The sequence below is a fragment of the Lentzea sp. NPDC004789 genome (genome assembly GCF_053601075.1).
Map to the genome: position 1 here is coordinate 139,115 of NZ_JBSGBE010000010.1, position 23,320 is coordinate 162,434.

The following is a 23,320-nucleotide window of genomic DNA, read 5'->3' on the forward strand; positions in this document are numbered from 1 at the left end:
CTTCTCTCCTCTACGCGGTCAACAGACGCTTGTCGGGCTTGCCGCTGGGGGCCACCGGGGCTTCGGTGATCGCGGTGACCCGGACGGGCGCGCACGCCGCACCCAGCCGTTCGGTCACCAGCGCCCGCAGCTCGTCGAGCCCGGGCACCCGATCACCTCTGGGCACGACGAAGGCGTGCACGGCCTCGCCTGTCTCGTCGTCGGGCACCGCGACCACGTAGGCCTCGGCGACGTCCGGGTGTTCGGCGAGCAGGTGCTCGATCGGCCCGATGTGGTGCAGGTTCGCGTTGACGATCACGACGTCCCGCGCCCGTCCGGTCAGGTGCAGGAACCCGCCGGCGTCGAAGTGCCCGAGGTCGCGGGTGCGGACCCAGCCGTCGACGAAGACCTCGGCCGACTCCTCCGGGCAGGCCCAGTAGCCGCAGGCTTGGCCCGGCGTGCGGACGAACAGCTCGCCGTCGCGGATCTCCACGTCCACCGGTGGTCTGCCGACCGTGCCGGGAGGGTCGAACGGCGTGGCCATCGAGATCATGCCGGTCTCGGTCTGCCCGTAGCCGTGGAACAGCACCGGTCCCAGCACCTCCAGGGCCTCGCAGTGCCGTTCGGTGGTCAGCGGTGAACCGGAGACCAGCAGCGCGCGCAACGTCGACAGGTCGGCGGGGGAGTGGCGCTGGGCCGCGACGAGCTTGGTCAGGCCGGGCACGGTGATCACGCGGGCGGTCGCGCCCAGGCGGGTGATCGCGTCCGCGGGGTGGTCGGCGACGACGACCGTGCCGCCCGCGGTCAGCGTCAGCACGGCGTACTCGAACATCACCTGGCTCGACAGCGACCCGAACACCAGGTAGCGGTCGAGCCGGGTCGCCAGCTCCCGGATCGCGGGCGGCCAGGCCCGCGGACGGGCGGCCCACGCGTCGGTCATGGCGGCGTAGGTCTGCGCGCAGGCCTTGGGGGCACCCGTGCTGCCGCTGGTGTGGATGAGCCGGGCGATGTCCTCGGGCCTGCCGTCGCACCGCAGTTCCGAAGCGGCGGCTCGGGGAATGTCCATGTCGTGCACCACGAGCTTGATGCCGAGCCCGAGCAGGTGCCGCACCTGGTCCTCCGTCAGCCCTGGCCGCACCCCCACGACCCTCGCGCCCACCACGTGCCCCGCGAGGATCGTCGCGAACGCCTCCACGTTCACCCCGAGCCGCAGCGCCAGCCCGTCACCAGGCCCGATCCCCTTGGCGCGCAACCCGTTCGCGATCCGCGCGACCAGGTCGAGCAGCTCCGACCCGGTCACCACGCGGGTGCCGTGCTCGAACACCGGCCGGTCCGCGGCGGCGCCGAGCACGTCGAGCACCGCACGCGGAAACGGCTCACGCGCCGGCAAGGCACTCCTTCACGAACATGACCAGCGGCTGCTGGTGCACGTCCGGGAAGTCCCAGTGGTTCTCCAGGTTCTCGGCCAGGTGGTGGGTCGCGGCGAGCACTCCGCGGCGGTAGTGGCGCACCACCGGATGCAGGTAGCTGGCCTGCGCGGCGTTGGCCGCGTCGTTCTCCGCCACGCGCGGCACGTCGATGTCGAACGGGTCCACGGTGTCGTGGTCCGGCCCGTACTCCAGCGTCACGACGAACCGGTGCTCGGCCGGACCGAGCCCGCCGTCCGCGACGTAGGCGACCGGCACCTCCTCCTCGTACCGCGCCTCGTCGCCGTCGACCGTCACGACGTCACCGATGACCGCGAACTGCTGCCACAGACAGGAAGACCTGTTCACCCTGGCGATGACCGCGTCACCGATCGCCTCCGGCGAGAGCTCCAGCGGCGTGGCGGGCCACGGGGCGTCGTGGCGGCGGGCGTTGAGGACGCGGTGCAACGCGCGGGCGCCGTAGCGGAACCCGTGGATGAACCCGCTGGTCGACTTCTTGAAGTCCCGCGACTGCGTGATCGTGCCCGCGAAGTACAGGCCGGGCACGTTCACCGACTCGAACGCCGAGGTGAGCTCCGGGAACCGGTCGTCGACGACGAGCGCGGGACGGCAGTCCGCCGTGAAGATCGAGGCGTCGAACCGGAACCCGGTGCACGCGATGATCCGGTCGTACTCCAGCTCCCGCAGCTTCTCGACCGTGCGCGCGTACCGGAACTGGATCCGGAACCCGCCGCCCGGCCGCGGCTCGATGCGCTCGATCGTGCCGTCGATCACCGCGTTCTCGGACTTGAGCTGGTAGGTGTCGAGGAAGTTGTTGTTGACCGCCCGCAGATGCCCGACGTAGTGCGTCTGCCAGGCCAGCTTCACCGAGTGCGGGCCGGCCACGTGGATCACGGCCGCGTGCTCGACCAGCGCGTCGGCGGTCTCGAACCCGGAGTTGCCCTTGCCGATCACGAGCACCCGCCGGCCGGTGAACGACTCGGGGTCGGTGTCGAACGTGTCGTAGCGCTCGACGTGCTCGATGCCGGGAATGGGCGGCACGTGCAGCTGCGAGACGCCGGTCGCCATCACCAGGGTCCTCGCCCGGTGCGTCTGTCCACTGCGGTCGGTCACGGCGAACCCGTCGCCGTCGCGCGCCACCTCGGTGACATCGATGTCGTAGTGCACGTTGAGACCGGCGGCGAAGTCCTGGAAGTACCGGACGATGTCGTCGGCGTCCGGGAAGTACTTCCGGCTGTAGCGGGTGAACAGCAGGTCCGGGTCGTCGGTCAGCAGCGAGTTCCAGTCCATCCGCATCCGCTGCTCCGGATCGGTGAACCCGGTGTGGACCTTGTTGATGGAGATGAGCTTGCGGTGCCGGGGATAGCGGGTGAAGAACGTGCCGGCTCCGCTGCCGCGTTCGAGGACGGCGTAGTCGCGACCGTCCCGCTCCAGCAGTGCGGCGAGCTGCAAACCGGCCGGTCCAGCGCCGATGATCAGGTAGTCGTACGCCATGCTTCGGGAAGCTACTCAGGTGATCTCAGAACCCTCTGAGATCGGCCGCCTGATCCCGTCACAGACTGGCCGCGGTGATCCTTTCCTTCAGCGCCACCGCATTCCGCCGCGCCAACGGCAGCCGCACCGTGAACCGCGCACCCCGCCCGGGATGCCCTGCCGCCTCCACCGTGCCGCCGTGCCCGGTCACGATCTCCCGCACCAGCGACAGCCCCAGCCCGAACCGCTTCTCGCCCGGCCCGTGCCGGAACCGGTCGAACAACCGCTCCGCCTCCACCGGGTCGAACCCCTCACCGGTGTCCGCCACGACCAGCGACACCTGCCCGGCATCGGCCCGCAGCCGCACCTCGATCCGCCCTCCCTCCGGCGTGTGCCGCACGGCGTTGGCCAGCAGCTCGTCCACCGTCCGCCGCAACGCCGTCTCCACTCCGTCGACCACCAGCGCGATGCCGGGATGCGCCGCGCTCAGCTTGATCCCGCGTTCGGCGGCCCGCTCCCGCTCGGCCGCGACCGCCGCCGACACCACCGCCGCGAGGTCCACCGCCTGCCCGGTCCGCCCGTCGAGCTGCGCCGACAGCAGCAGGTCGTCCACGACGTCCCCGAGGCCGCGGATCGACCGGGCCAGCGCGTCGAGGCTGTCGCGGTGATCACCGGGCAGGTCCGCGGCCTCCGCCAGCCGTGACAACAACTGCGCCCGCAGGTACGCCCGCGCGATCGGCGTGCGCAGCTCGTGGCTCGCGTCGGCGACGAACCGGCGTTGCCTGGCCAGCGCCGCAGCCAGCGGCCCGACCGTCCGGCGGCCGACCCCCAGCCCGATCAACGCCGCCACCAGCAGACCCGCCACCTGCGCGATGCCCAGCGCCTGCAGCAGGTGCACGCGGTCGGCCAGCTGGTACCGCAGGTCGAACACCGCCTGCACCGTCGTGCGGTCCGCGCCGGGCGCCGTCAGCACCATGTACCGCGTGCCGTTCGCGGAGACGTCCCGCTCGATCGCCCGGCCGGCCGCCGCGACCGCGCCCAGGTCGTCGCGCAGCGGAAACCCGTCCGGCACCGCCAGCGGGCCGAGGTCGAGCACCCCGTCGTCCTGCGCCACGAACACCCAGGCGCACCTCGGCGCGGTCCCCGGCACGCCGAACCGAGCGTTGTACCGCAGCTCGCGCGTCACCTGGGTCCGCTGCGCGTGCACCATGACCACGTACGAGATCGCGCCCACGAACGCGACCATCACGGTGATCGCCAGTCCCACCAGCACGCTCACCCGCAGCCGGGCCCGCCGGACCTCCGCGCGCTCGGCGTCCCCCCACGTTGCCCTCACAGAGCCCCCAACCGGTACCCGACTCCCTGAACGGTGTGCACCACCGACCGCCCGACCTTCGTCCGCAGGTAGTGCACATAGGTGTCCACAATGGACGGCGAGGGGGCGTCCTGGAACACGGTCCGCCGCAGCGACGCCCGCGTGTGCACCCTCTCCGGGTGGGTCGCGAGCACGCGGAGCAGCGCGAACTCCCTGGCCGTCAACGGCACCCGTTCCCCGTCGGGCAGCACGACCTGGTGCTGTTCGAGCTCCAGGCGCCCGGCGCCGATCCGCAGCACCGCGGCCAGCTCCGCCGCACGCCGGCACAACGCCCGCAGCCGCGCGCTCAGCTCACCCAGGTCGAACGGCTTGGCCAGGTAGTCGTCGGCACCCGCGTCGAGCCCGTCGATCCGGTCGCGCACCCCGCCCATCGCGGTCAGCAGCAACGCCTGCGTCCGCACCGCCCGCGACCGCAACCGGGCCAGCAGGTCCAGCCCGTCGAGCACGGGCAGCCCGCGGTCGATCACCACCACGTCGTACGGACGGGTGAGTGCCAGATGCAACCCGCGTTGGCCGTCCATTGCGACGTCCACCGCATATCCCTCGCCGCGCAGCACCGCGGAGAGCAACTCCACCAGCTCCCGGTCGTCCTCCACCAACAGCAGCCGGAAGGAGTCGGACGTCGAAGTGCCGCGCACATCCTCAACAATCGCACGCGGCCACGGCGTTCGACCAGGTCATCGTGCAGACGCACATTGTTCACGAATGTGATCGGAAGTCGCGGCGCAGCGGCGTTGTCCGAGGTTCGCGCAATGATGAACCGGTACGTGCAGGATTCTGCGAACCTTTGCAGCAGCGCCCAATGGGCCGATCAACGATAAACATGTGAAAAACGTGCACCGCATGACCTGCGGCTGCGTTCTGACTGTGAACGGCCCGTCAGGCCCGCACGACCGCGGGCGTGGTCAACCGGCCACCGACCCAGCCCGCCGTCGCGACCGCACGCAGCCCGTGCTCGCCCTCGGCCAGCTGCCCGTGCGGGCCGAGCACGTCCGCGGAGGAGGTGCCGTCGTGCCACCGCACCGGCAACCGCCCGTGCCGCTCCAGCACGCTCGCGAGCTTCGAGGTCAGCTTGGCGCTGCCGATGTGCACCCACCGGCTCGGGAACAGCTCCAGCAGATCCAGCGTCGCGGGGCTCAGCTCCGGCACGACCGTGATGCCGTGGTCGCGCCCGTACTCGACGAGGTCGCGCAACGCGTCCGGATCACCCTCGGGAAAGACGTGCATGACGTTGAGCTTGTAGGCGGCCATCCTGTCGATGGCCTGCCGCATCTCTGCCGGCGGCAACAGCGGGCTGGTCACGCCACGCCACGAGAACGCGGGGGAGTCCTGCACGTCGGCGGCGCGGACCGTGCCGTCCGGGGTCATCAACTGCCGGAACGACTGCACACCGTGCCGCAACCCGGCCTGGGTACCCGCGCGCAGCATCACCGCCGTGTTGCTCACCAGCAGCGCGTACCCCTCCGGCCCGAGCCCGCGCATGGCCGGGTCGTGCGACACCATCAGCATGCCGTCCGGAGACTCGGCGAGCAGATACCCGGTCTGCCGGAAGACGAGCTCACGCAGCATCGCGGCCGCCGTGCGCGCCTGCCCGGTCACCCGGACCGCGACGTCCTCGGTCAACGCGAACGCACCCGTGCGACGGGGCGCGCTCGACGGCATCGGAATGATCACCGGTCTCCTCCCAGCCGACTAACGCGAAAACCGGCGCGTTGGTTCCACGTCAGTGACGACGATCACGCGCGGGCAGCCGCACGGTGAACGTCGTGCCCACCCCCGGAGCGCTGGTCACACCGACGGACCCGCCGTGCGCCTCGACCAGCTTCCGCACGATCGCCAGCCCCAGCCCGCTGCCCCCGGTGCTGCGCGCCCGCGACTTGTCGGCCCGCCAGAACCGGTCGAACACGTGCGGCAGATCGTCGGCGGAGATGCCGGAACCCGTGTCCGCCACCGAGATGACGACGTGCGGGTGGACCGATCCCGCGCCGTCCGGTCCGACGCCGCCCGCACCCCAGCCGCCCAACGCCGCTCCGCCTGCCCCTGGGCCGTCCAGCACCGAACCATCCGCCCCAGCGCTTTCCAACACCGCCTCGACCGACACCGACCCACCGGACGGCACGTACCGCAGAGCGTTCGCCACGAGGTTGTCCAGAATCTGCCGCAACCGCACCGCGTCCGCCTCGACCTCCAACCCCTCCGCCGACGACACGGACAACGTGATCCCGGCCTGCCCGGCCCGCGCCTCGTGCGCCGCCCGGACCTGCGCCAGCACGGCCGGCACCGCCACCGGCTCCAGGGTCAGCCGCAGCGAGCCGGCGTCGGCCACCGCGAGGTCCTGCAGGTCGTCCACCACGTGCTGCAGCACCAGCGCTTCCTTGAGCAGCAACGTGACCAGCGCCGGGTCGAGGTCGCTCACGCCGTCCTGCGCCGCCTCCAGCCAGCCCCGGATGTTGCTCAGCGGCGTCCGCAGCTCGTGCGCGACGTCGCTGACCATCGCCTTGCGCGCCTGCTCCAGCTGCGCCCTGTTGGTCGCCATCGTGTTGAACGCCCTGGTCAGGCCGGCGATCTCGTCCTGGCCCCGCACCGGCACCGGCGGGATGGCGCCACCGCTCGACAGGTGCTGCGCGGCCGCGGTCAACGCCCGCAGCGGCCGCGTGATCCGGGCACCGGCCAACGCCGTCACCCCGACCGCGGCCAGCAGCACGGCCGCCGCCGCACCCACGACCTGCCACCCGTTGCCCGACAACGAGATCCCGGCCGTCGGCGGGCCGGTCGGGTTCGTCACGTACAGCAGCACCGCCGGTGCCACGTAGGGCGCGAGCTGCTCCTTGCGCGACGCCGCGACGCACGCGGCGACGGCCGGCTCGTCCGGCGGGTCCACGCCGGTGGACTGCTTGCGCGCGGGCGTGTAGTCGGGGTCGAGGTCCACCGGCGGCAGCGACCTGCGGGCCAGGCACGCGTTGACCAGGTCCTCCAGGTCGAGCAGGGCGAAGAAGTCGGCGGCGGTGTCGAACGGCAGGTCGTTCTCCCGGCAGTCGAGCTTCGCCCGCTCCTTCTTGACCATCCGCAGGCAGTACAGCGACCCGGTCCGGTCCTCGTGCTCGCGAAAGTCGATGGGCGTGCGGAACGGCCCCAGCACCCGCTTGTCGATCCGGTCCGCGGGCGCGTCCGGCACCAGCACCGGGTCGACCGCCAGCGCGTCCACCACCGCCGAGGCCGTCGCGGGCAGCTGACCACCGTCACCGCCCCGGTCGAAGACCGTGCGACCGTCCTTGGTGACCAGCACGACCCGCCGGTTCGGGTGCTCCTCGGTCAGCTCCCGCAGCACGGCGTCCACTTCGGACCAGTCGCGGTGCGCGGTGGCATAGAAGAGCAACGCCGCGTAGGTCCGGTTGTCCGACGCCAGCTCCCGGCCCTGCTCGCGGGCGATCGACGCCTTGGTCAGCTGCGTGGCGAGCCACGCGGTCGCGGCGATCGAGCACACCGCGATCAGCACCACGACGACCAGCAGGCGCGTGAAGACGCTACGGCGCATCGACGCGTCCGGCGGTGAGCTTGTAGCCGATCCCGTACACCGTCACGAGATGCTCCGGCGTGCGCGAGTCGGTCTCGATCTTGCGCCGCAGGTTCTTCACGTGCGTGTCGATCGTGCGCGTGGTCAGGTAGCTGTCGAGGCCGTGCATGCGCCGCAGCAACTGCTCTCGCGTGAACACCCGGTCCACTTCGGACGCCAGCACCTCCAGCAACCCGAACTCGCCGGGCGTGCACTCGACCAGCGCGCCGCGCACGGTCACCTCGTGCCGCACCGGGTCCACGACGATCGGCCCGACCCGCAGCATCGGCGCGGGTCGCGCGGCCGGGCGGCGCCGCAGCAACGTCCGCACCCGCGCGACCAGCTCGCGCGGGCTGAACGGCTTGGTCATGTAGTCGTCCGCGCCGATCCCCAGCCCGTGCAGCAGATCGTCCTCGGTGGACCGCGCGGTGAGCATCAGCACCAGCACGCCGGACTCGTCCCTGCCCGCCCGCAGCGCACGGCACACGTCCAGGCCGCCCAGCCCCGGCAGCATCAGGTCCAGCACCACGAGCTCCGGCTGCCGAGCACGCGCCACGTCGAGCGCGTCCCGTCCGTCGTGGACGACGACGACCCGGTGATGGTCCTGCTCCAGGTAGCGGCGGACGAGCTCGGCCTGGTTCTCGTCGTCCTCGGCGACCAGGATGAGAGCGCTCACGGGCCGAGGATACGGACGCCCTCCGGGCGATCACCGGTTCGACACAGGATCCTCACAAGTGCCGCTCAAGATCCACGGCATGCGCAACACCGTCATCGCGGCCGCGGTCCTCGTCGTGGTCGTCGTCACCGCCGTCGTGCTGCTGGCGCGGGGCAGACCGGACGAACCGGCCGCGGCACCACCGCCGGCGACGAAGACCACCACGGTGCGGAAAGGAGATCTCGCGAACACCCGCGTGCTGCAGGGCGACCTCGGGTTCGGCGCGGCCAGGCCGGTCAAAGGAGGCACCGGCACGGTCACGAAGCTGCCGGTGGCCGGTCAGGCCGCCGAACTGGGCAAGGAGCTGTACCGGGTGGACGACCAGCCGGTAGTCGTGTTCATCGGCGCGACACCGCTGTTCCGCGCGTTGGACACGCCCGGCCTCAAGGGCTCCGACGTCGCCGTGGTCGTGGACAACCTCGCCGCCCTCGGCTACCAGGTCGGCACCCGCCCCAAGGACGCCGCGAAGGCCGAGCTCACCCAGACCGTCATCGACGCGGTGAAGAGGTGGCAGAAGGCGCTCGGCGTCGAGCAGAACGGCGTCCTGCAGCCCGGCCGCGTGCTCGTGCTGGAGCGCCCCATGCGCGTCGCCGCGGTGAAGGCCCAGCTCGGCGCCCCGGCGAGCGAGGAGCTGTTCGAGGTCACCTCCACCGGCCGCCTGATCACCCTGCAGGTGCCGGTCTCCGAGGCGGGCGCGGTCAAGGCCGGCATGCCCGTGACCGTCGTGCGCCCGGACGGCCGCGAGGTGCCCGGCAAGGTCACCTCGGTCACCAACGCCCCCGCCCAGGAGAACAACAGCGGCCCGAAGGTCGACATCGCGGTCACCCCGGACGACCCCGCCGGCGTCGCCGACCTCGACACCGCGCCGGTGCGGGTCAAGTTCACCACCGAGAGCCGCACCGGGGTGCTGACCGTGCCGCTCGCGGCGCTGATCGCGTTGAAGGAGGGCGGCTACGCGGTGCAGCTGCCCAGCGGCGCGCTGAAGGCCGTGAAGACCGGCCTGTACTCGCTGGACTTGGTCGAGATCTCCGGTGACGGCATCACCGACGGCCTCGAAGTGGTGACCGCCCAATGATCATGCCAGTGAGCAGCCCTGTTCTCGCGTTGCGCTCGGTCAGCAAGCACTATCCGGGCGGCGTCACGGCCTTGCACGACGTCTCGTTGCGCATCCGCGCGGGGGAACTGGTCGGGATCGTCGGCCCGTCCGGCTCGGGCAAGTCCACCCTGCTGCACCTGATCGGCACGCTCGACCTGCCGTCGTCCGGCACGGTGGAGATCGACGGCCAGGACGTGTCGTCGCTGACCGACCGCAGGCTGTCCGCGCTGCGCGGCAGCCGGCTGGGGTTCGTGTTCCAGCAGTTCCACCTGTCCGACGCGCTGACCGCGACCGAGAACGTCGCCACCGGCCTGCTCTACGCGGGTGTGCGCCGCAAGGACCGCCGCGCACTGGCGGTGTCCGCGCTGGAACGGGTCGGCCTCGGCCACCGCATCGGCCACCGGCCGCACGAGCTCTCCGGTGGCGAACGGCAGCGCGTCGCCATCGCCCGCGCCGTCGTGAACAACCCGTCACTCGTGCTGGCCGACGAGCCGACCGGCGCGCTCGACACCGCGAACGGCCAGGCGGTGCTGGAACTGTTGAGGGAGCTCAACCGGCAGGGCACGACCATCGCGTTGATCACGCACGACCGCGACATCGCGGCTTCGCTGCCCCGTCAGGTGGAACTGCGCGACGGCCGGATCGTCTCCGACGTCAGCGGGGACCAGACGATCCGGTTCCCCCGGCCCCGCACGAAGGACGAGCGATGACCCGCCTCTCCCCGGCCGACCTGCTCTCCCTCGGCTCACTGGGCATCCGCACCCGCCGGCTGCGCGCCGCGCTCTCGGCCCTGGGCATCGCACTCGGCATCGCCACCGTCATCGTGGTCACCGGCATCCCCGCCTCCAGCCAGCGGGCGCTCCTCGACGAGCTGACCGCCCTCGGCACCAACCTCCTGCGCGCCCAGCCCGCCCAGCGCCCCGAGAACCCGGTGCTCCTGCCCGAGTCCTCCGTGGCGATGGTGCGGCGCATCGGCCCGGTCACCGCGGCCGCGGCCGTCGCCAACACCCACGCCCGCGTCCGCCGCAACGACCTGCTCGACCCCGGCCACAGCTCCGACCTCACCGTGCTCGCCGCCACCCCCGGCCTGCTGGACGCCGTCAACGGCAAGATCGCGAGCGGGGAGTTCCTGCCCCGTCCGGACTTCCCGTCGGTGGTGCTCGGCAACGTCGCCGCGGCGAGACTCGGCATCCAGCACACCGGTGAGCACCCCGCGATCTTCGTGGGCGACCGCTGGTTCACCGTCGTCGGCGTGCTGGCCCCGCTGCCCCTCGCCCCCGACCTCGAACGCTCGGTGCTCGTCGGCTGGGAAGCGGCCCGCACCCAGCTCGGCTTCGACGGCCACCCGACGGTCGTGTACGTGAAGGCCCGCGAGGAGTCCATCGAGGACGTCCGCACCGTCCTGCCGGCCACGCTCTACGGCGAGATCCCCGGCCTGGTGCAGGTGAGCCGCCCGTCCGACGCGCTGGCCGCCAAACGCGCCACCCAGAACTCCTACAGCGCCCTGTTCCTCGGCCTGGCCGGCGTGGCACTGCTGGTCGGCGGCGTCGGCGTGGCGAACACGATGGTGATCTCCGTGCTGGAACGCCGCAGCGAAATCGGCCTGCGCCGCGCCCTGGGCGCCACCCGCGGCCACATCCGCGCCCAGTTCCTCACCGAGGCGGTCCTGCTCTCCGGCCTCGGCGGCCTGGCCGGCACCGCCCTGGGCACCCTCGGCGTCACCGGCTACGCCACCCTGCACCGCTGGCCCGTCGTCATCCCCCTGCCGATCCTCGCCTCCGGCGTGCTCGCCGCGTTCGTCGTGGGCGCCGCGGCAGGCCTCTACCCCTCCATCCGCGCCGCCCGGCTGACCCCGACCCAGGCGCTCTCCGCGTGACGAAAGGAAGCCGTTCCATGAAGAAGGCCACCCTGGCCCTGCTGCTGTTGCTCGCGGCCTGCAGTTCCCCCGCCAAGCCACCCGAGGTCGCCTCGCTCACGCCGCCCGGCAGCAGCAGCTCCACCCCGACCTCCGCGGCCCAGGAACAGCGTCCCCGCGAACGCATCGACGGCACCCCGGAGGACTTCGAGGCCCTGCTGGGCCCGTACAACCAGTGCATGGCGAGCTTCGGCGTGGACCCGAAGGGTTCCAGAGCGGCCGAGGGCAGCGGCCGCCCGCAGCCGACCAGGGAGGAGCAGGACAAGGCGCTGAAGGCGTGCGAGCCGAAGATGCCGCTGCCGCCGTGGGAGAAGGACGTCAACAACCCGGAGGCCCTCGACTTCGCCAACCGCGTCGTGCAGTGCCTGCGGGGCAAGGGCGTCCGCTACGTCGAGGTGAGCAACGAACCCGGCGCCGACACCGTCGCCTACGCGTTCGGCGGACCCAACAACGACGCCGCGTCGATCACGCTCGGCCTGGAGCACGTGAAGGAGTGCGAGATCGCGTCCTCCAAGAAGTGATCGGGCGAGCGGGACCGGATCAGCTGAGTTACGTTCCCCGCCATGTGGGACGCGGGTGATGCGTACGAGCGGTACGTCGGCCGGTGGAGCAGGCCGGTCGCGGTGGAGTTCCTGCGATGGCTCGACGTGCCGCCGGGCCGGACGTGGCTCGACGTGGGCTGCGGCACGGGCGCGCTGACCGAGACCGTGCTCGCGCACGCGCAGCCCGCCTCGATCACCGGCGTCGACCCGTCCTCGGGCTTCCTCGACCTGGCCAGGCAGCGCGTCGCGGGCGCCGCGTTCGAGGTCGGCAACGCGATGGACCTGGGCGAACGTCAGGTCGACGTCGTGGTGAGCGGTCTCGTGCTCACCTTCGTGCCCGACGTGCCGCGCGCCATCGCCGAGTTCGCCCGCGTGGGCTCGTACGTCGGCGCGTACCTGTGGGACTACACGAGCGGCATGCAGATGATGCGGCTGTTCTGGGACGCCGCGAAGGACGTCGACCCGGCCGCCGCGTCCCAGGACGAAGGCCTGCGCTTCGGGGACGTGAGCGACCCCGACCCGTTGCGCACGTACTGGACGGGCGCCGGGCTGCGCGACGTCGAGGTGACCGGCATCGTCGTGCCCACGGTGTTCCGCGACTTCGCCGACTTCTGGGAGCCGTTCGAGGGCGGCACCGGCGCGGCACCCGCCTATGCCGCGACACTGCCGGTCGAGCAGCGCGACGCCATCCGCGACCTGCTGCGCTCGCGCCTGCCGCAAGCGGGTCCGATCGAGCTGACCGCCAGGGCCTGGGCGGTCAGAGGCTCGCGCTAGCGTCGTGGTCCACACAGGACACCGGCTGCAGTGCCGCTCCCGCTGGACCGTAAGGGCAGGCTCGCCTGATTCCCTTTCAAATTGCGGCCTTTCGTCCGCGGTGGCATGGTCCGAATCACCGAACCTTTCCCACCACGGCAGGAGCGGACATGACCACCCTCGAGAACCCGGCGATGCCCGCCGTGCACGACTGCACCGTCAGCGACTGCTCGTACAACCACGACGGCTGCCACGCCTTCGCGATCACCGTGCGCGGCGACAACGGCGCGGCCGACTGCGGCACCTTCATCCCGTTGGGCACCAAGGGCGGTCTGGACAAGGTCATCGCGCAGGTGGGCGCCTGTTCCCGCACCGACTGCACGCACAACTCCTCGCTGGAGTGCACGGCGCAGAGCGTGCGGGTCGGCCAGGGAGCGGGCGACCACCACGCGAACTGCCTGACCTACCAGCCGCGCTGAAGCTCCGCGCCGGTGCGGTCGACGACCGTGCCGGCGCGTTCATCGACCTACAGCACGGCGAGCGGCGACGGCCCGGACGGGGGAGGGAACGCGCGGTCCAGCTCCGCGAGGTCCTCGGAGGACAGCCGCAACGACAGCGCCGCCGCGTTCTCCCGCACGTGCGCGACCGTCCCCGCCTTCGGAATCGCGTTCACGTGGGGCAGCCGCAGCACCCACGCCAGCGCCACCTGAGCCGGCGTGGCGGAGTGCCGCGCCGCGACCGACGCCAGCACCGGCGAGCCCAGCAGCCGGCCCTGTTCGACGGGGGAGTAGGCCATGACCGGCATCCCGGTCGAAGCGTGCCACGGCAGCAGGTCGTGCTCCGGCCCGCGCCGCGACAGGTTGTAGAGGATCTGGTTGGTCTGGCAGAAGCCCGGCAACGCCGTCAGCTCGCGCATGTCGGCGAGGTCGAAGTTGCTGACACCCCAGTGCCGGATCTTGCCGGTCGCCACCAGCGTCGAGAACGCGTCCACGGTCCGGAAGAGCGGCACGCTGCCGCGCCAGTGCAACAGGTACAGGTCGAGGTAGTCGGTCCCGAGGCGCCGCAGACTGGCCTCACAGGCCCGCACGGTGCCGACGGCGGAGGCGTTGGACGGCAGCACCTTCGACACGAGGAAGACCTCGGAGCGGCGCCCTCGGACGGCCTCGCCGACGAGCTTCTCGGCGGCACCGGAGCCGTACATCTCGGCCGTGTCGATCAACGTCAGGCCTAGGTCGAGTCCCGCGCGCAGGGCCGCGATCTCGTCGGCGCGCCGGGCGGGGTCCTCCGCCATCATCCACGTGCCCATGCCGAGCGCGGGCATGACCGAACCGGACGGCAGCGCGACAGTCATGCGCCCCAGCATGCCCGGTACGGTGGACCGATGCGACGCGCCGGCCTCATCGTCCTGGTGCTGCTCGTGCTCACCCTCGCGGTCGCGGCCCAGTTCGTCGACCTCCCGGACGGCGAGGCGCTCCGCGACGCGGGACCCGCGGTGTTCCTGGTCGTCTGCGCGCTCGGCACCGCGGTGTTCTTCCCGAAACCGGTGCTCGCCACGGGGGCGGGGCTGCTGTTCGGCGTGGCGTGGGGGAGTGTGCTCGCGATCGCCGGGTTCACCGCGGGCGCGATGATCGCGTTCGGCATCGCCCGCGGGCTCGGCCGCGACGAGGTCAAGGCGCGGCTGGGGGAGCGGCTCGACACGCTCGAACGGGTCTTCGCCAGCAGGGGTGTCGAGGCGACGCTGGTGATCAGGTTGCTGCCGGTCCTGCCGTTCACGCTGGCCAACTACGGCGCGGGCGTCACGTCGGTGAAGGCGGCGCACTTCGCGGTCGGCACGGCGCTGGGGCTGGTGCCGTCGACGGTGCTCGCGGCGGTGCTGGGCGACGCGTTGCGCGACCTCGGCTCGCCGCGGTCGATCGTGGCGCTGTCGATCTGGGCGGTGCTGGCGGCGGCCGGCCTGTGGTGGGGCAGGGCGCTGGTGCGCACCACCCGCACCACCGGGCAGACCTGATGCCGGGCCGTCACTCCTGGTGCGGGCTCAGCGGCACGCTCCGGCTGGTCCGGTCCAGCACGTCGTCGAGCACCGCCTGGTCGCGGCGCAGGCTGTCCGCGATCCGCGCGGCGTGGTCCTGGCCCTCGTCGTCGAGCGTGAGCGTGCCGAGGTCGTAGATGAGGGCGGAGATCACGCCGCGCCTGGTGGCCGGGCTGATCCTGGAGAACTCGTCCCGTGCGCGGTTGAGCAGCGCGCCTGCCTGGTGCGGGTCGTTCTCCTGCACGCTCAGCACGATGAGGTTGCCCAGGATCGGGGCGGCGATCGGCGCGGTGCTGAGCGCCCGCAGGAACAGCTCGCCGGCCTCGTGGTACCGGTCGGTGCGCAGCAGGCACCACCCGAGCAGGCTGAGCCCGTCAGGGCCGAGGTGGACCTTGCGGCCCAGCCGTTCGGCGGTCCTGGCGTACACCGCCTTCGCCTCGGCCACCCGGTGCTCGGCGAAGAGGGCTTCGCCGAGCTGCACGGCGAGGTCGGTGTTGGCGGGCCAGAGGCGGCAGGCCTCCTGGATGACGCTCAGCGCCGTGCCGGTGTGGCCGCCGAGGCGCAGGGACCGGGGCACGACGTGCAGCCGGTCCGGGTCCCGTTCCAGCAGGGGCAGCGCGAGCAGGGCGTGGCTCGACGCCGCCTCCCACGCCCCGGCGTGTGCCCAGATCAGCGCGCACATCGGGCCGGCGAACGGGTCCTCGTCGCGGACGGCGCGCGCGACGACCCCGACCGCCTCGTCCCACCCGTCGGCCGCGAGCAGCCCCTGGACGGCGTCGAAGTTGTCCTTCGGCGCCCGAGGCGCGACGGACGCCTGCAGGAAGCTGCGCACCGCGCGTTGCTTGTGCCCGGCCGCGAGCTGCGACCAGCCGCGCCAGGACAGCACCAGCGGGTCCTGACCGCCCAGCTCGGCCAGGCACTCCTCGGCCGTGCGCACGGCGCCGCGGTAGTCGCCCAGCAGGTACTGCCCGTAGGCGCGGATCACGTACAGGTCCTGGTCCTGCGGTTCGACCGCGGCGATGCGGGCGAGCAGCGACTCGACCTCGGCCTCGGTCCCGTTGTCGGCTTCCAGCGCCAGCAGCTGCCACCACGCGAAGGGGTAGCTGGGATCGAGCTCGACCGCGCGCCGCAGGTGCTCGCGGGCCGGCTCGATCTCGTCGTCCTGGATCTCGCACGCGCCGAGCGAGGCGAGCCCGGACGCGTTGTCGGGCTCGTCCCGCAGCACCTGGTCGATCAGCTCCCGTGCCTTCCGCCGGTCGCCGTCGGTCCGGTAGACGTCGGCCAGTGCCGCGAGCGTGGACGGGTCCGGCGTGCCCTGCGCGGTGAGCTGCAGCAGCTCCTCGCGCACCTCGTCCAGCCGGTCGACCCGCCACAGCACGCCGACGCGCAGCAACCGCAGGCTCTCGTCCAGGCCGAGCAGGTCGGGCCGCTCGTCGAGCAACGCGATCGCGTCGTCGGTGCGGCCGAGCTCCTGCAGGACGGTGACGTGGTTGTAGATGAGCGAGGTGTCCTCGGGGCTGAGCCTTCTCGCCCTGGCGTACAACCGGTCGGCCTCGGGGAACCTCCTGCGGCGCTGGGCGAGACCCGCCCGGCCCGCGAACAGCGCCAGGCCGTCCCCGCCGGACTCCAGGACCTCGCGTTGCAGCTGCTTGAGCACCTCGTCGGCGTGCTCGGGGTCGTGCTGCTCCAGCGTGACGACGAGCTCGTCGACGATCCACTGGGTGGCCGGCGACAGGAGCACGGCCTGGCGCAGGTGGTCGACGCCTTCGCCGACCCGGCCGAGCGCGACGAGCGACTGGGCCCTGCTGGCCAGCGCCCAGCTGTACTCCGGGGCGAGTTCCAGCGCGCGGTCGAACGCGGCCAGCGACTCGGCGAACCGGTCGCGGCGGCGCAGCACCTCGCCCAGCCGCGCGTGGCCGGGAGCGTGGTCCGGGGCGAAGGCGATCGCCTGGCGGACGAGCTGCTCCGCCCTGGGCAGGTCCAGTTCGAGCAGCACGTCGGAGAACTCGAGCATCGCGCTGACGTCGACGGGGTCGATCGCCAACGCGTGCTCGTAGGCGGAAATCGCCTCCTGGTGGTGGCCCAGCCCCGCTTCGACCTGGCCCAGCGACCGCCACATCCAGTCGGGCGCCTCCTCCTGCGGCACCTCGCCGAACAACCGCAGCGCTTCGCTCAGGTCGCCCCTGGAGCCGGCGACCTCGCCGCGGAACGCGGTGGCGAGGCCTGTGTACTCGGGCATCCCGGCCAGGCGCGCGAAGTCCGCGTCCGCGCCGTCGTAGTCACCCAGGCAGAGCTTCGTCGAGCCGCGGCCGACCCACACCTCCGGATCGTCCGGCGCGAGTTCGAAGGCCTTGTCCAGCAAGGACAACGCGTGCTCGAACCGGTCGTCGTCGAACAGCAGCCTGCTGAACTCCACGAGCAGCCACACGTCCTGGGGCGGGTCCGCCAGCACCGCCTCCACCAGCCCCGGATCGTCGTCGAGACGACCGGTGTTGCTGAAGGCGATCGCGATCACCGCGCGCCCGGTGGACGGTTTCGCCGTGACGATCCGCCTGGCCACGGCGACGGCCTGGTCGTACTCCTCCGCGACCAGCAGCAGCCGGGCCTGCACGGTCAGCGCTTCCGGCTGGTCCTCGTCGGCGTCGAGCACCGAGCGGGACAGCGTCTCGGCCAGGTCGGCCTCGTCGTCGTCGAGCGCGGCCAGCGCCGCGTGCGCGCGAATCTCCAGGTCGTCCGGCCAGCGCTCCAGGCCGTCACGCAGGACCTCGAACGCCGCCCCGGTGCCACGCGCCGCGCGGGTGGCCACCGCCAGCTCGATCAGCAGCGCCGGCGACGGGTCGAGCTCGTACGCCGTCGTGCAGGCGCGCAGCGCGGCCTCGGGCTCACCTTCGTTCAGGCGAACGGCGCCGAGCACTGACCACACCGCCGCGCTGACCGCCGACGGCGTGCTGTCCAGTGCCGATCCGGTCCACGAGAGCAAGGCGGGCGTCAACGCGTTGACCGCTCTCATCCCGATGGACCGAGCCAGGCCCGGCCGCGTGAGGTTGTCGGCCAGCAGCCTGGCCGCGGTGCCCTCGTGTCCTTCGGCGACGGCGTCGCTGACCTCCTTCAGCAGCTCCGCGGCGTCGGTCCGGGGCGCAGGCACCCCGGAGAAGGCCGCTGTGCCGGTCTCCGGCTCTCTCGACACGACCACGGCTCAGCTCACCTTCTTGCGTCGCGACCACCGGTCCTTGATGTCGGCGGCGAGTTCGGTCGGGTTGACGTGGTCGCACAGCCGCAGCCGCCAGGCGGCGGTCAGCACGTCCGGCACGGCGTTCTCCGGCGGGTTCCACGACGGTTCCGCGCGCTGCCTGGACTTCAGCGCGTCGTACCACTGCTGGGACGCGGTCCAGCGCTCGTTGTCGTAGGCCCGGATGGTCCGCAGGCTGCTGAACGCCTCGATCGCGTCGCCGGTGAAGTCGTCGAGCCAGTCCAGGTGCTCCGGCGGCCCCGCGGCCTCGTCGGCCGCGTTCTGCGCCTGCGCCGGACCCGCGTAGGCCCGCACGCCTTCGGTCCAGATCCCCTCGAGGATGCCGACGGTGTCGCTGAACGAACCTCCCGCCACCGGCGCGTTCGGTCCCTGGTGCAGCAGCGTCATCATGATCACGCGGGCCCGGTCGATGTCGCGCGGCATGTCGCGGCTGGGCTGCTCGTTGTACCGGGGGCCGAGGCGCAGCAGCAGCGCCGCGCACCCGTAGGCGAGGCCGAGCGTGTAGGCCGCGAACACGTCGGCCAGCAGCTGGACGAGGTAGGGCTTGGTCGGCCCGCCCGGCTTGGCGGGCTCGGCGTACTTGGTGATCAGCTGCGCGAGGTAGTTGTCCTCCTCCGCGCGGGCGTAGGCGAGCCCGACCTCGTGCCCCACCAACGGGATGCCCCACACCGACCACTCGGGGAAACCGAGCAGCACGACGGTGTCTAGCGCGCGGCCCAGCGCCGCCCGCCGCGCGGGCAGCGGCAGCGTGCGGGTGGTGACGCTCTTGAACCGGCGGGTGAGCAGCGCGTCGGTCATCTCGCAGATCCGGTCGTCGAGACCGGTGTCGCGCACGGTGAGACCGCCGAGGAAGTCGACGTACTCGGCGAAGACCGGCTCGGCCATGTCCCGCAGCAGCTGGTCGTACTCCTCCCACTGGCCCATGCGCCGGTCCGCACCGGTGGCGCGGACGGTGTTGCGCAGCGTCTCCAGCGTTTCCAGCACCTCGTTGCACCGGTGGTCCAGGCTCTGCCGCAACGAGTTCGCGTTGTCGTCGAGCTGGACCACCATCTCCGCGGCCTGCAGCAGGCAGTTCGCGGCGAAGTCGACGGACTGCTTCAGCTCGTCCACCAGCGCCGGTGCGGCGCACAGCTGCTTGTCGAGACCGGACTCCGCCTCGTCCAGCAGCGCGGAGATGCGGGGGTCGTCGTCCATGGCGTCGAAGAGGGCCGTCAACCTGCGCTTCAACGCCCGGAGCTGGCCCTTGCACGGCTGGATCTGCTGGGCGGCGTCCATGAGGAACCGGCCGCGCGACTCGGCGCTCTCCACCGCCGACCGCACCTTCTCGATGTCGAACTCCAGCGCGTCGAGGCGCAGCAGCAAGAGGTCCGGTGAAGTCATGAGGCGCCTCCAGGAGCGATCTCGCGGCAGTAGCGCAGAGCCAGCGCCGCGACGGGCCGTTCGTCCTCGCCGGGGTGCTGCATCCGCCACCCCCACGCCGCGTCGAGCACGGCGGGCAGGGTGGCACCGGGCGGCGGACACGAATCCGCGCGGGCCAGATGCGTGCCCACGGTCGCCGCGACGTCCCCGGACAGGTAGACCAGGCCCGGCCGATGCGCGCACAGCGTCTCGACGGTCTGCTGCGCCACGTCGGCGGCGAGCGCGGTCGGCGCGGGCGGCTCGCCGAAGAGCGCGGTGCTGACCGGGTCGATCCTGCTCTGGCGCATCATCCGGAACCGCGGCATGCCCAGCGTCTCGCTGAGGGCGTCGAGCGTCGCGCACATCGTGGCGACCCGCTCGCGCCACGACGGGTGAACACCCTGCGCGGTCGAGGCCGTCCTGCCGTCGGGAGCCCGCAGGCACAGGCAGGCCAGCGCGTAGGTGTGCCCTGAGCAGACAGTGGCGACGGCGTCGGCGAGAAGCTCCTCCGCCTGCCGTTGCGCCCGCTCCCCGCCTTCGGGGTACGCGCGGGCGACCGCCGAGAGGACCCCGGCCAGCGGCCGCCGGTCGGACAGCCCCGGTTCGCGGTGGGGGAGCCGGGGGACGAGGTGATGACCGAACTCGTGGGCGAGGAACGGCAGGTCCCACAGCTGCGCGCCGGGGAAGTGGACCGACACCGAGGCGCGGACGACGTCGGACTGCTCGAACCCCGGGGTGTGCCCCAGGACGACCTCCGGCAGCCCCGCGGCGGCGGTCAGGTGCCCGAGCAGGCCCTCCGCGGCGCCGAACACCTCACCGCCGAGGTTCTCCCTGCGCAGCAACCAGGTCGTCGTGGTCGCCAGCAGCTCCTGCACCAACGGCCCGGCGCCGGCCATCGCGTCGCCGAAGGCGTCCCAGTCGTCGGTGTCGATCGACCTGCCGTGCGCCGCCACGCGATCGGTGAAGCCGACCTGCCGCCGGTCGCCCACGAGCGCGAGCATCCGCCGCAGGTCCTCGATCCTCGCCTGCTCCGACGCGATCCGCATGCGCAGCAACGCGGCCAGGTCAGGTGGCGGCACGACGCCAGTCCCGCATCAGCACCCCGACACCGCGCACGCCGCCCGGCAGGTCGTTGGCGCCGGTGTGGTCCCGTCCGAGCCCGATCAGCACGCCGAGCACGATCGCCAGGCCCGCGGTGGTGATCGCCGCGGCGTGCGCCAGGGTGATCTGGAAGACGGCGAGCACGGCGGCGAGGCCGGTGACGGCCACCGCGACGCGGCCGAGCAGCGTGCACAACCGGCTGTACCGGTCGGCGACCTCCGCGAGCTCGCGGACGAGGGTCGCGCTGTCCTGCGCCGGTCCGGTCCCACCGGCAAGGATTGCGTTGCCCGCTCCCGGCCTGAGCGCACGGATGTGGGTCGAGCCGTCCGGCGCCGGTCCGCGATCGTCGGCGTGGGTCGCGGTGTCTGCTGCCTGCCCGGTCTCGCCGACGCGGGTCGGGCTGTCCGCCGTCGGGCTGTCCGCTGCCTGCCCGGTCCCACCGGCGAGGGCCGCGCTGTCCGGCGCCGGTCCGAGTGCACGAAGCCGAGCGCGCACCGCGTCGGCCCCGATGGCCGAACCCGCGACAACAGCGGCGTCCTCACCCCGGCCCAGCCGCGCGAGCACCTCGTCGACGCGCTGCCGCGCGGTTTCCAGCACAGGAAGGTCGACCAGTCGCGTCAACAGCTCGATGCCCTTGCGCACGGCCCGCATCGCCCAGCGCAGCAACCCCTCGGGCTCGGCCAGCTCGCCGAGCAGGTCGCGCAGCTCCTCCGGCACCTTGTCGAGCAGCGGCTTGAACGTCTTCCCGAGCACCTTGCCCGCGACCTGGCCGGCGGCGGCCGCCATCTCGTCCAGCGCCAGCAGCGCGGCATCGGTGCCGGACCCCGTGAACGCCTCGGCGTCGAAGCCCCGCAGCCCGTCGGGGGAGCCGTCGACGCCCTCGATCGTGTCGGCGGCCTGGTCGAGCCGGGCGGCGGCGGACGTGAGGTCGGCGGTGCTGCCCGTGCGCGCCTGCTCGGCGGCGCACAGCGTCGCGCCGACCTCCAGCTGGATCAGGGCCTCCTGCAGCAGCGACTCCCGCGAGGGGGAGTCCTCGGCCGCGAAGCCACGGTCCGTGTCCTCCACGACGTGGCGTGCGTGCAGCTCCAGGCGGTCCAGGGCGGTTGCGACGTCGGTGCCCCGGCCATCCAGCGCTCGGGCGAGCGCCCGCGCGGCCGAGGAGACGGAGCGGGCATCCTGGACGGGCGTCATATCCCGAGCTTCGAAGACCTACGACCTTGCGTTAGCGCCGGTCAGCCGTCATCACCCCAACGGCGCAGAGCACGCAAAAGCCGCCCCGGCGGGAGACCGGGACGGCTTGAAGCGTCTGCGAGATCAGGCCGTGCGGGTGCGGCGTCCGCGCAGCTCTTCGAGGCGCTCGTCGAGCAGCTCCTCGAGCTCGGGGATCGACCGGCGCTCCAGGAGCATGTCCCAGTGCGTGCGCGGCGGCTTGACCTTCTTCACCTCCGGCTCGACACCGTCGATGATCTTCGACTCGGTGCCGTGCAGGCGGCATTCCCACGTCGGCGGCAGCTCGGCGTCGTCGGAGAACGGGACCTCGAAGTCGTGTCCCTTAGGGCATGCGTACCGCGCTGCCCGGCGCGGAGCGAGATCGTGGTTGCGGTCGGTCTCGTAGCTGACTGCTCCGAGCCGGCTGCCACGCAAAACGCGGTCGGCCATGGCGGTGTCCTTTCGCTCGGCTCAGGGCCGGGGCCCAGGCTTCTTGCTCACCGTGTGCAACGCCCGGATTGCTCCGTTTGTTTCCGGTTCGCTCTCATGGTCGCCCACAGTGACGTCGTTCACTCGTCAACGAAGGCTTCCTACTAATGGATGCGATCGCCACAGGATCGTGACGCGTTATCAAGCTCCTGCGCTCATGCATCACTCTAATGGCCTAGCGGCCCCTGTGGGTAATCGCCTAGGCCAAGCGCAGTTGGCCACTTTGTGCGACGTCAGGGCCCAGGTCACCCAACCGGAAGTGACGCCGACAGAGCACTTGGTAGCGCACAGTAGTTTCCGTGGTATCGGTTACACCGTTGCTCTCTGTACCCGATCGGTGCTGTTCCGTATCTGAAACCGTGTCGGCGACCAGCACCGTGTCCCCGGCGCGAATCACTCGACCGGCCCGCACCCGCGCGTTGAACCGTCCCGGCACCCCGCACCAGCACAGCACCTCGACCTGGATGGCCTTCAGCTCGTCGGCCAGTTCGAAGAGCCGCTGCGAGCCGGGGAACATCTCGCCGCGGAAGTCCGTGGCCAGCCCGAAGCAGTACACGTCGACCTGGACGTCGTCTGCGAGCTCTGCCAGCTGCTCGACCTGGGCGGGGGAGAGGAACTGGGCCTCGTCGACGATCAGGTAGTCCACCCGCCGGCCGGCCGCCCACTCCGAGCGCACCAGCCGGCGGAGATCGTCGTCGCGGATCTCCGCGGCCTCCCGCGTGATGCCGATGCGGCTGGAGATCTGCGGGCGGCCCGACCGGTCGTGCCGCACCAGCAGCAGCCCGCGGCGGCCCTGCCGCGAGTTGTTGTGGTCGATCTGCAGGGCGAGCGTCGACTTGCCGCAGTCCATGGGGCCGAAGAAGAACTTGAGGTGGCCCACCACCGGAGTCGACCGTCGGGAACCCGCGACAGGTACAGCGGACAGGGCATCTGTCGGATCGGGGAGGGCGTCCACGGCGGGTCACCCTAGTGCCTGACTCCTGATCAACAAGAACCCCCACGGCGTATCGCTGTCC

21 protein-coding genes are annotated in these 23,320 nt (G+C 72.0%); 7 read left to right on the top strand and 14 right to left on the bottom strand.

Translation table 11 applies throughout. From position 1 onward, the window contains the following. Positions 1-10: 10 nt before the first annotated feature. The 7 genes from ACWEIJ_RS23475 to ACWEIJ_RS23505 form a co-directional block, all read right to left on the bottom strand. Positions 11-1,369 (bottom strand): class I adenylate-forming enzyme family protein, encoded by a 1,359-nt coding sequence (locus ACWEIJ_RS23475; RefSeq protein ID WP_449839347.1) that lies wholly within the window; start codon positions 1,367-1,369, stop codon positions 11-13. Further along, positions 1,356-2,900 (bottom strand): NAD(P)-binding domain-containing protein, encoded by a 1,545-nt coding sequence (locus ACWEIJ_RS23480; protein ID WP_449839348.1) that lies wholly within the window; start codon positions 2,898-2,900, stop codon positions 1,356-1,358. The genes ACWEIJ_RS23475 and ACWEIJ_RS23480 overlap by 14 nt, the downstream gene beginning before the upstream one ends. Positions 2,901-2,958: 58 nt before the next feature. Continuing rightward, positions 2,959-4,215, bottom strand: a complete 1,257-nt coding sequence (locus tag ACWEIJ_RS23485) for a sensor histidine kinase (RefSeq protein ID WP_449839349.1) — start codon at positions 4,213-4,215, stop codon at positions 2,959-2,961. Then, positions 4,212-4,859 (bottom strand): response regulator transcription factor, encoded by a 648-nt coding sequence (locus tag ACWEIJ_RS23490; protein WP_449839533.1) that lies wholly within the window; start codon positions 4,857-4,859, stop codon positions 4,212-4,214. Before ACWEIJ_RS23490 ends, ACWEIJ_RS23485 begins: the two co-directional genes overlap by 4 nt. Before the next feature lie 274 nt (positions 4,860-5,133). Next, positions 5,134-5,928, bottom strand: a complete 795-nt coding sequence (locus ACWEIJ_RS23495; protein ID WP_449839350.1) for a glycoside hydrolase family 20 zincin-like fold domain-containing protein — start codon at positions 5,926-5,928, stop codon at positions 5,134-5,136. 49 nt (positions 5,929-5,977) lie between these two features. Next, positions 5,978-7,789: a sensor histidine kinase gene (locus tag ACWEIJ_RS23500; protein ID WP_449839351.1), complete on the bottom strand. Its 1,812-nt coding sequence runs from the start codon at positions 7,787-7,789 to the stop codon at positions 5,978-5,980. Next, complete coding sequence (locus tag ACWEIJ_RS23505) at positions 7,779-8,483, bottom strand: response regulator transcription factor (RefSeq protein WP_449839352.1); 705 nt, start codon at positions 8,481-8,483, stop codon at positions 7,779-7,781. Before ACWEIJ_RS23505 ends, ACWEIJ_RS23500 begins: the two co-directional genes overlap by 11 nt. A gap of 58 nt (positions 8,484-8,541) precedes the next feature. On the opposite strand from ACWEIJ_RS23505, the gene ACWEIJ_RS23510 reads away from it, so the two are divergent. The 6 genes from ACWEIJ_RS23510 to ACWEIJ_RS23535 all read left to right on the top strand — a co-directional run bounded on the left by ACWEIJ_RS23510 (position 8,542) and on the right by ACWEIJ_RS23535 (position 13,307). Then, entirely contained in the window at positions 8,542-9,597 is a 1,056-nt protein-coding gene (locus ACWEIJ_RS23510; RefSeq protein ID WP_449839353.1) for a peptidoglycan-binding protein, read from the top strand. Positions 9,598-9,605: 8 nt separating this feature from the next. Next, positions 9,606-10,328: an ABC transporter ATP-binding protein gene (locus ACWEIJ_RS23515; RefSeq protein WP_449839354.1), complete on the top strand. Its 723-nt coding sequence runs from the start codon at positions 9,606-9,608 to the stop codon at positions 10,326-10,328. Beyond that, positions 10,325-11,494 carry an ABC transporter permease gene (locus ACWEIJ_RS23520; protein ID WP_449839355.1) on the top strand — a complete coding sequence of 390 codons (1,170 nt, stop codon included), beginning with the start codon at positions 10,325-10,327 and terminating at the stop codon, positions 11,492-11,494. The genes ACWEIJ_RS23515 and ACWEIJ_RS23520 overlap by 4 nt, the downstream gene beginning before the upstream one ends. Before the next feature lie 17 nt (positions 11,495-11,511). Then, on the top strand, positions 11,512-12,054 hold the full coding sequence (locus tag ACWEIJ_RS23525; RefSeq protein ID WP_449839356.1) for a hypothetical protein: 543 nt from the start codon (positions 11,512-11,514) through the stop codon (positions 12,052-12,054). A 42-nt stretch (positions 12,055-12,096) separates the two neighbouring features. Next, entirely contained in the window at positions 12,097-12,849 is a 753-nt protein-coding gene (locus ACWEIJ_RS23530; RefSeq protein ID WP_449839357.1) for a class I SAM-dependent methyltransferase, read from the top strand. Positions 12,850-12,998: 149 nt separating this feature from the next. Next, positions 12,999-13,307 carry a DUF1540 domain-containing protein gene (locus ACWEIJ_RS23535; RefSeq protein ID WP_449839358.1) on the top strand — a complete coding sequence of 103 codons (309 nt, stop codon included), beginning with the start codon at positions 12,999-13,001 and terminating at the stop codon, positions 13,305-13,307. Between the two features lie 47 nt (positions 13,308-13,354). On the opposite strand, the gene ACWEIJ_RS23540 is transcribed toward ACWEIJ_RS23535, so the two are convergent. Next, entirely contained in the window at positions 13,355-14,179 is an 825-nt protein-coding gene (locus ACWEIJ_RS23540) for an aldo/keto reductase (protein WP_449839359.1), read from the bottom strand. A 30-nt stretch (positions 14,180-14,209) separates the two neighbouring features. On the opposite strand from ACWEIJ_RS23540, the gene ACWEIJ_RS23545 reads away from it, so the two are divergent. Next, entirely contained in the window at positions 14,210-14,836 is a 627-nt protein-coding gene (locus ACWEIJ_RS23545; RefSeq protein WP_449839360.1) for a TVP38/TMEM64 family protein, read from the top strand. A 10-nt stretch (positions 14,837-14,846) separates the two neighbouring features. Here ACWEIJ_RS23545 and ACWEIJ_RS23550 read toward each other — a convergent pair whose 3' ends face one another. The 6 genes from ACWEIJ_RS23550 to ACWEIJ_RS23575 all read right to left on the bottom strand — a co-directional run bounded on the left by ACWEIJ_RS23550 (position 14,847) and on the right by ACWEIJ_RS23575 (position 23,259). Beyond that, on the bottom strand, positions 14,847-18,050 hold the full coding sequence (locus ACWEIJ_RS23550) for a tetratricopeptide repeat protein (RefSeq protein WP_449839361.1): 3,204 nt from the start codon (positions 18,048-18,050) through the stop codon (positions 14,847-14,849). Positions 18,051-18,053: 3 nt separating this feature from the next. Then, positions 18,054-19,487: a hypothetical protein gene (locus tag ACWEIJ_RS23555; protein WP_449839362.1), complete on the bottom strand. Its 1,434-nt coding sequence runs from the start codon at positions 19,485-19,487 to the stop codon at positions 18,054-18,056. Further along, on the bottom strand, positions 19,484-20,584 hold the full coding sequence (locus tag ACWEIJ_RS23560; RefSeq protein WP_449839363.1) for a hypothetical protein: 1,101 nt from the start codon (positions 20,582-20,584) through the stop codon (positions 19,484-19,486). The genes ACWEIJ_RS23555 and ACWEIJ_RS23560 overlap by 4 nt, the downstream gene beginning before the upstream one ends. Then, positions 20,571-21,797, bottom strand: a complete 1,227-nt coding sequence (locus ACWEIJ_RS23565; RefSeq protein ID WP_449839364.1) for a hypothetical protein — start codon at positions 21,795-21,797, stop codon at positions 20,571-20,573. Before ACWEIJ_RS23565 ends, ACWEIJ_RS23560 begins: the two co-directional genes overlap by 14 nt. Positions 21,798-21,920: 123 nt before the next feature. Next, entirely contained in the window at positions 21,921-22,265 is a 345-nt protein-coding gene (locus ACWEIJ_RS23570; RefSeq protein ID WP_030466135.1) for an RNA polymerase-binding protein RbpA, read from the bottom strand. A gap of 238 nt (positions 22,266-22,503) precedes the next feature. Then, positions 22,504-23,259, bottom strand: a complete 756-nt coding sequence (locus ACWEIJ_RS23575) for a thymidine kinase (RefSeq protein WP_449839365.1) — start codon at positions 23,257-23,259, stop codon at positions 22,504-22,506. Positions 23,260-23,320: the final 61 nt, after the last annotated feature.